We start from the raw sequence: 6,639 nt of genomic DNA on the forward strand, positions 1-6,639 counted from the left end.
TATAAAGGGGAGGTATATAGTATTAAATATACCAGAATTTATTGACTAATAAAGACTTTGATATTTATATAAAGCTATTTATAATTATAAGATCAAATTGAAAATGTAATTATGGCAGAAAGAGCTAACGATATCAGACCAGGTCAGGTGTTGGAACATAACGGCGGATTATTTTTGGTTGTAGGTATTATGCATACTCAACCTGGTAAAGGTGGTGCATACATACAAGCCGAAATGAAAAACATCAAAACCGGAGCAAAACACTATGAAAGATTTCGTTCTGATGCAACAATCAGAAGGGCAATTTTAGATGAAGAGGAATATGTTTACCTTTTCACTGAAGGAAACATTGTAAATCTTATGCATCCAAGTAATTACGAGCAAATCACTATAAATTTGGACTTATTGGGAGAAAAAAAAATTTATTTACAGGATAACATGAAAATTAAAGTTGTAGCTTATCAAGACAAAATAATTTCTGCGCATGTGCCTGATTATGTTACACTTGCTGTGAAAGAAACAGAGTCTGTTATTAAAGGACAAACTGCTACTGCTTCTTATAAGCCTGCAATTTTGGAAAACGGAATGCGCGTTAACGTGCCTCAATTTATAAAAGAAGAGGATAAAATTGTAGTATATACTCCAGGTGACAGCTATTATGAAAGAGTGAAAGAGTAAAAGGAAGAATGTCCCTCTCATCACCACGAATTAATGTGATGCTTGATTCTGTGCGTAATGCTTCCAAGCAGCTTATGCGCGATTTTAATGAATTGCAAATTTCTAATGTTAAATCAGCAGACTTTATTAATAAAACTTATTCAAAATCCAAGCAAACCATATACGATTGCTTGCACGACTACAAACGAGACTATGGTTTTATTTTTGAAGATGATACTGATCAAGAAGTAAAAGATAACACTTATACCTGGTTTATTATGCCTATAGAGGGCAGGGAGAACTTTTCTAGTTGCATGGTTTATTTTGCAGTATCAGTCTGTCTCATTCATAAAAATAAAGTTGTGGCAGCTGTAATTGATGCTCCGGCTCTTAGAGAAACTTTTTGGGCAGAAGAAAAGAAAGGTGCTTTTCTTGAGGATTTTAGATCTCGTCATGTAAAAATGCGAGTGAAAAGCCGTGAAGGGGGTCTAATAGATGTAAGTGGTAATTTGTTAAATAAATTGCTGCCTGGCAATAGTAATGTACGCTCCATAGGTTCAACAATTTTAGGCTTTGCATACCTTGCGGCAGGAAGGCACAGTGGAATAATTTACTCTGGAGTTAACAAATATAAAGCCTTGCTCGGTAGACTTTTTCTGCAAGAAAGCGGTGGAAGGCTAACGGAAGACAACGGGCTAATCATTGCTGGAGATATAAAACTATAGCTAAAGTAATTTATGTTTACCTACAATTTGATAAGCGTAAAACTCGTCATTCCGCTACTTGTTAGCGGAATCCATGCTGAGATACCGCGAATAAATCGCGGTATGACGTAGGGCTGTACTAGCTATAGCATAAACAGGCTACAGAGATAGACAACTTTTCGAAAACTTTTACAAGAGATTCTGTTAAATGCTCTATCATTTCATCGGTATGATAAGGTGTAGGGGTAATACGGAAACGCTCAGTTCCTCTTGGAACTGTCGGGTAATTTATATGTTGAACATATATTCCATACTCATCAAATAATAATTTTGATGCTTTTTTGGATAACTCTGAGTTGCCAATTATTATTGGAATTATATGAGTTTCTGTTGGAATGAAGTTAATTCCTGCATTTCTCAGTGAGTTTTTTACTTTTTCAACGACTTGCTTTTGCTTTTCCCTTTCAATGTTGCTCGATTTTAGGTGCTCAACGCTTGCCTTTGCTGCCGCTGCTAAAACAGGCGACATAGCAGTGGTAAAAATAAATCCTGGAGCGGAACTTCTTATTACATCTACCAAGCTCTTTGAAGACGCTATATACCCACCCATCACTCCAAAAGCCTTTGATAGTGTACCTTGAATAACGGTTATTCTATCCATCAGACCTTCTCTTTCTGCAATTCCGCCACCATGTGAACCATACATGCCAACTGCGTGCACCTCATCCAAATAGGTAATTGCATTATGTTGATCTGCCAGGTCGCATATTTCTTTAAGCGGAGCTACATCACCATCCATTGAATATACGGATTCAAGTGCTATTATTTTTGGTGTCTTTTTGTCTATAGACTTGAGTAACTGCTCTAGATGATTAACATCATTGTGTTTAAATATATGTTTTGGCCTTTTTCCTGATTTTATGCCTTCTATCATCGAAGAATGGTTCTTCTCGTCTGAAAAAATTACTACGCCCGGAATAACAGACGATAAAGTGCTAAGTGTTGTCTGGTTAGCGAGGTAGCCACAAGCAAAAGTTAAAGCAGCCTCTTTTTTATGCAAACAAGCTAAGGATTTTTCAAGTTCAACAACCTCTTTTGTTGTACCAGATATATTTCTTGTTCCTCCAGCACCAACAGATGAATTTTGGATAGCGGCAATTACACTCTCATTTTGTGACATTCCCAAATAGTTATTACTGCACCAGACTATTACTTCCCTATTTCTTTCATAGTCCATAATGTGGGGGAGCCTACCTGGTAATGACGCAAAGTGCGTAAATTCACGGTAGCGCCCCTCATCTTTTATATCTTTTATTTTATTCAAGAATATTTCTTCGTAGTTTACCAAGTCCTTATTTACCGATAATTAACATAATTATAATAAATTATTAAATGGTAAACTACTATATTTATTATACATGTACGGCAGTAGGTACTTTCCCCGTGTTGAAAGGTTTGTCAACCTTGTTGTTTTCAACTTGGCTTTTAGGTGTACAGCAGTATATAATTGCAGCGGCAACCAGACAACAAGCTCCAACTGCTATTCCTGCAGCTAGCATTTCCAAATAAACTGCAATAGCTACTCCTGAAACAACTCCAGCTACTGCTAACGTCCATGTAGCTATGGTAGGCCACTTACTCTTTTGCGTATTTTGTGTTGCAGTAATAGAGGTTGATTGATTGTTTATAGCACTAGTTTTTTCTACTGCTGCAGGCTTTTCCTTACTGTTAATAACACCTCCAATTGTAGACACATTGTCAGCATTCGAAGAAACTTCACTTACCCCCAACTTCTTTTCACAACCCGTAATTTCTGGAGTTGTGGTAAGTGTACTATTGCTTCCGGTATTATTAGAACTTGTAGATTGGTCTCCTGAATTTGGCAAATCGTTGTTCAGTGAAATATTAACATTACCTTGTTTTGTATTATGGTTTTTAATTTCTTTTTTAATTTCTTCTACTTTACCCTTAAAGGGACCGTCTTTATTTTTTACATATTGTAGTACAAGAGTAGGAGAGTTACTTTTTAGAATATTTTCGAGTTCTTCTCTTGAGTTAGTACTGGTTTTGCTTATAAGTCCATCAATCTTTTTCTTAACAGGACTGGCAAGTTGCTTAACACCTTTTTTTCCGCTGCCTTTTTTGATTTCACCCTCCTCAAAATTATTAATTAAAGGCTCCTGCGTTGAAACCCCTGTGTTATTTAAGATAGCATTTTCTTCCTCCCCTGCAAGAACATTTTTTTCTGTCTGTTGACTGCCAGCACTTTTGGATTTTGGGTTTCTTTGACTGCTTGGTTGATTGTTATTCTCTTCATTTACTACAGCCGTATCGCCTTTTATAACAGGTGATACTGCATTATCACTGCTGCTTCTTTTATTAACTTGTGTATTCGCTTGTGTCTGTATATTTGCTTTACTGGAAGTATTGATTAATTTACTACTTTCTAACAAATTTCTAATTAGATATAGATGACTCAAAGTATCTCTATTTTTTTGATACTCATTACGAGTCATACTTGGAGAAAGTTCCATACTTATTTTTTCAAGCTGTTCTGCAATTACTGGTAAAGCTTTCTCAAATTCTTCCTTGCATATTGCCTGAAGAGCTGCGAATTTTAGGTCAACATGCTGACATAAGGGTACAACAACTCCATAACTAGCTTCTTTTATTGCATTTCTCAGTATATTTTGTATGGTTTGCCTGACTACTTGCTGTTTATTATTGAGTATGCTTTGATAAATTTGAACATGAGCTAGAACACTGACTATAATGTCTTGACTTTCAGTATTAGACAATGCAATCAGAATTGATTCATATATTTCATCAAACTCGTTGTTTTTAGATTTATGATCAAGATAATTAATAACATCATTGCTGCATTTAGCACATTTTTCACACAAGTGCTCGATAAATGCAATATTACCAGCATCCAATGCAGTTTTCAGAATTAAATCATAAATTTCTTTTCTGCCACGAGCTCCTATGTTTTTCAGGATTTGTTGCCTTAGTATTGTAATAACTTTATCATCTGCAAATGCTTGTTCATATACATCGTAAATGGCACGATCTGCACTATTAGTGTATCGTTTGCACAGGTATTCAATGACAGATGTGTGTTCCTGGCTTATCGCAGTTTCTAACAAGGTAGCAAAGCTCTTTTTTAATAACTCTTCTGTTGAGGCTTTTTTAGTTAGCTCATTAATATATCTTTCAAATGCATCTAGCACTATCGTGATGAATTCTTCATTTTTGATCAGAGATGCTGTTTCAAGCGCACCATACAAAGGATTAGGTTTACTTGTTTTTAACACCTGTCCAAAATCTCTTAAAACGTATTCGACAAAAACTGTCTCTAGTAATTCTTGCTCTTTTCTTAGTGCTATAACTGAGAAAAAGTCAATCTTATTAGGTTCGACAAGTTGTATAGCTTGACCTTTTAATCTTCCATAAACTCCATCAGTACCATGGAATTTTTCTATAAAAGCTTCAATATATTTTTGACCACCAACAAGTACAGGTAAAAGACTTAAATTTTCTTCAGCAAAAAGAAAATCCTGATATTGCTCTACTAGCTTGTCATTAGCTGCAATTGCCAATAATACCAATTCTTTTACTGAATAATCACACTCAAAATTCTCCTGATCAAATTTATACTGTGATAGTACATTTGAGTATATATGTTGATGATCGCTTCTATCTTGTAAATCTAAGTTAAGTTGTTGCTCACAAAAACTCTTTAAATTTACATTATCCAGCGTAATAGACCTGCCTTCATAATCTTCAATATTTTGTACAACCTTGTCTAGTTCTTCACAATTATCTTCTTGTATAGCTTGATTTAGGATATTTGTTATTTCAGCGAAAGTTAAACTTTTAGGAATGGTATCAAATGAACCTTCATCTTTTGATTCTACGGTAAACGACCTATCACAACCATCAGGAAAGTTTGCAAGTATTGCATTCTCTAAACTTAGATCTTCAGAGGGTGTGCTACATGGAGTAGCTGGTATCTCTTGACTTTCGCTATCTAAAACTTCAAACTCTTCTTCAATACCTGAATCTTCAGAATCTGGTTTTTCAAAACCATGCCAACTTTTGATTAATCTTTCAGAATTTGATTGGCCCTGTGAAGTTGTATCCTGTGATACAAAGTCTCTAAAATTGGAACCAAACATGTTTTACCTCCTAACTAGCAGCTAAGCTAAGTATAGCATTAAACAGAAATCTTGCCAAGCAAATTATTCAATCTCTTAGCAAACAGACTTACATCATCCATCTCTTCACCTTCCACGATGCAAGCTTGGTAAAATAATAAATGAATCATGTCTTCCAATGTTGGGTTTTCACCACTTTCAGCATAAGATTTCATTATACTCTTTATTACAGGATGCTTAGTATTAATTTCAAGCACCTTTGGCGTGCGGTAATTTAGCTGCTTTTGTTCACGCAAAAAACGCTCCATGCGAAGATCCATAGCACCTTCATCAACCGCTAGGCATACGGGACTATCAGTCAATTTTTTGGAAATTTTTACGCTTTTTACTGAATCTCCAAGCACTGTGGTAAAATATTGCAGTATAGTTTCCTCAGTTTTTTCTTCATTCGATTTATTTTCTTCATCTGTCTTATCTTCTTCTGAAGAGAATTTTTCCAAATCAACATCTGCACGGGTTACAGACTTGATTTTCTGATCTTTGTATTCATGAATTACACTAGTCCAAAAGTCATCAACTGGATCAACAAATAGGAGCACTTCTAGTCCTTTACTGACGAATCCCTCAAGTTGCGGACTGTTTTTCACTGAATCCAAGCTATTTCCAGTGAGATAATAGATATGCTCCTGCTCAGGCTTCATTCTGCTTATATAGTCATCAATGCTGACTAATTTCTCATCACCAGTGCTATGAAATCTGCAAATCGAGAGCAGCGCTTCTCTCTCATCAGTTGGCATAGCTTCACAAAGACCCTCTTTTAATACTGCACCAAAATTGGTCCAGAATTTTGTGTACTCCTCTAAATTCTCTTTTGCCTTTTTACCGAGCTCTGATATCGCGCGTTTAGTGAGGGATTTCCTGATTTGCTCAACAACACGATTATTCTGCAACGTTTCTCTGCTGATATTAAGAGGTAAGTCCGGTGAATCAACAATACCTTTCAAGAAACGTAAATACTGCGGTATGATCTGTACATTATCTTCAGTGATAAATACTTTATTTACATATAACTTAACAGAGCAACGTCTATCTGGATGGAATAAATCAAAAGGTTTTATAGA

At 35.5% G+C, this 6,639-nt stretch carries 4 protein-coding genes and 1 pseudogene; 2 read left to right on the forward strand and 3 right to left on the reverse strand.

Annotated elements, in window-relative coordinates:
• Window positions 1-111: 111 nt before the first annotated feature.
• Entirely contained in the window at window positions 112-678 is a 567-nt protein-coding gene (gene efp / locus JR312_RS05525) for an elongation factor P (RefSeq protein WP_006279719.1), read from the forward strand.
• Window positions 679-686: 8 nt separating this feature from the next.
• Complete coding sequence (locus JR312_RS05530) at window positions 687-1,382, forward strand: inositol monophosphatase family protein (RefSeq protein WP_006279720.1); 696 nt, start codon at window positions 687-689, stop codon at window positions 1,380-1,382.
• Window positions 1,383-1,500: 118 nt separating this feature from the next.
• Here JR312_RS05530 and hemA read toward each other — a convergent pair whose 3' ends face one another.
• The 3 genes and pseudogenes from hemA to JR312_RS05545 form a co-directional block, all read right to left on the reverse strand.
• Window positions 1,501-2,709, reverse strand: coding sequence for a 5-aminolevulinate synthase (gene hemA, locus JR312_RS05535; RefSeq protein ID WP_006279721.1), 1,209 nt, complete (start codon window positions 2,707-2,709; stop codon window positions 1,501-1,503).
• Window positions 2,710-2,773: 64 nt separating this feature from the next.
• On the reverse strand, window positions 2,774-5,539 hold the full coding sequence (locus JR312_RS05540) for a host RNA manipulator TomO (RefSeq protein ID WP_208571591.1): 2,766 nt from the start codon (window positions 5,537-5,539) through the stop codon (window positions 2,774-2,776).
• A gap of 38 nt (window positions 5,540-5,577) precedes the next feature.
• A pseudogene (locus tag JR312_RS05545) lies at window positions 5,578-6,639 on the reverse strand (molecular chaperone HtpG); the annotation flags it as partial.

It is taken from the genome of Wolbachia endosymbiont of Nasonia giraulti (assembly GCF_048054155.1).
In the GTDB taxonomy this organism is placed as follows: Bacteria; Pseudomonadota; Alphaproteobacteria; order Rickettsiales; family Anaplasmataceae; genus Wolbachia; species Wolbachia pipientis_C.